At 55.9% G+C, this 1,735-nt stretch carries 3 protein-coding genes; 2 read left to right on the plus strand and 1 reads right to left on the minus strand.

Features of this window, described 5'->3' with window-relative positions; genetic code table 11:
* On the minus strand, positions 1–319 hold a 319-nt coding region (locus tag L691_RS0103155; protein ID WP_025688731.1), incomplete at its 3' end, for an alpha/beta fold hydrolase.
* Positions 320–516: 197 nt separating this feature from the next.
* On the opposite strand from L691_RS0103155, the gene L691_RS0103160 reads away from it, so the two are divergent.
* The gene (locus L691_RS0103160; RefSeq protein WP_025688732.1) at positions 517–1,098 is read left to right on the plus strand and encodes a helix-turn-helix domain-containing protein; all 582 of its coding nucleotides are present in this window, start codon (positions 517–519) and stop codon (positions 1,096–1,098) included.
* On the plus strand, positions 1,095–1,735 hold a 641-nt coding region (locus L691_RS0103165), incomplete at its 3' end, for a hypothetical protein (RefSeq protein ID WP_025688733.1). The genes L691_RS0103160 and L691_RS0103165, both read left to right, overlap by 4 nt.

A 1,735-nucleotide genomic window follows, 5' to 3' on the forward strand; every position in this document is an offset into this window, starting at 1 on the left:
CCGCGTAATGCAGGACAACGGCACCGCCCATGGAGAAGCCGACGAGCCGTACACCTTCCAGGCGCAGTGTGTCCAGCACCACCCGGATATCGTCGGCCATCCGGTCATAGGTGTAGCCTTCCCAGGGCCGGTCGGATTTGCCAAAGCCGCGAAGATCAATCGAAATACAGCGATAGCCGTATTTGGGAAGATGCGTCACCTGGTATTCGTACATTTCATGATTCAGCGGCCAACCGTGCACCAAGACGACCGGCGCGCCGCTTCCGATGTCCTCCACGAACAGCTTGACGCCCGGTTCCGTTTCAATATAATACTGCACAGCCTCATCCCGCCTTTCCGTATCGTTAATAATCCGATTGAAAAAAAGGCAGCACGCGGGCTGCCGCATTATTGTACTATACGATGTATACGCGAAGAATGAGGGGGCTATGATTAAATAACCGGGTCAGGAAGGTTGATTTTAATCGCGATTAATATTATCATTATCGATAATGATAATATTAACGAGGTGAGATTATGCCAGAGTCGAAGGCCGACCTGATTCTGCACCCGATTCGGATGCGCATCATTCAGGCGCTGCTAAATGGAAGGCGGCGTACAACGCAGCAGCTTCTTCATGAGCTTGAAGATATCCCTCAGGCAACCATGTACCGGCATCTGAACAAGCTGCTGAAGGGCGGGGTGCTTGAGGTGGCCGAAGAGAACAAGGTGCGCGGCGCGGTGGAGAAAGTATATTACCTGTCCCAGGGGGGCGAAGACGCCACGCCTTCCGATACGACGGAGCAATTTGCGGGCGAGCATATGGCGCTTTTTCAGAAATTCGTCTCGTCGCTTGCCGGCGACTTCAGCGCGTATTTACAGCAGGAGAAATACGACATGAAGAAGGATGGTGTCTCTATGCGCCAGGTGCAGCTTCATTTGTCCGATGACGAATATGCGCAGCTGCTGACGGAAATGAGAGAATCCATGCAGAAATATGCCGGAAACGAAGCCGGAAGCGGACGCAGGCGGCGGATGATCTCCACCATCGTCATTCCGGGAGCGCTCCCGGGTTCATCCGAAGGCGTAAACGAAGGGAAGGGGCGTACAGAGCAATGAATATTAGAACAGAAGCGGGAGAGATGAAAGTCATGAGTACAGCCGAAAAGGACCCGTTTGCGGGAGTATCGGAAAGAACGCTAAAATATGTGCCGCTGTACATTCTGGTGCCGGTCATGTACGGGGCTGTGTTCAGCGCGGCGGGCTACGCCATAGAGTGGCCTATTTTTGGGCTGGGAGCGCTTGGCTGGCTGGCGGCGTTATTCCTGCGGGGTCCGCTCGCCGCACTTGTTCGGGGTTGGCCGCCGGAGCGGGCCAAGCTGATCGTCGGCGGAAGCTCCGGCGTGCTGGAGGAAGGCGTGAGGCTCGCGCTCCTCTCCCTCCTCGCCGCTTCATTCCCGCAGGCGCTGTCGCTCGGCCAGGGCTGGGCGGCCATTGAAGTGCTGTTCGTCATCGTTAACGCGATCATTATCATATCGCTGATCAAAAGGACCGATGAGAAGGCCCTGCAGGCGAAACAAATTCTTCAGGCGCAGGGCAATATGCAGGCAAGCCCGCTGTGGGGCATTCTGGAGCGGATCTGGGCTTCGGCCTTTCATATCGGAGCCGCGCTGATTATCGCCCATACCCCGTGGTCGGCGGCGCTGCTGATTCCACTTCACAGCGGCTTTAATCTGGTTGCGGTGCGGCTTGCAAA

The sequence above is a fragment of the Paenibacillus zanthoxyli JH29 genome (assembly GCF_000520715.1).
GTDB classification, from domain to species: Bacteria; Bacillota; Bacilli; order Paenibacillales; family Paenibacillaceae; genus Paenibacillus_AQ; species Paenibacillus_AQ zanthoxyli.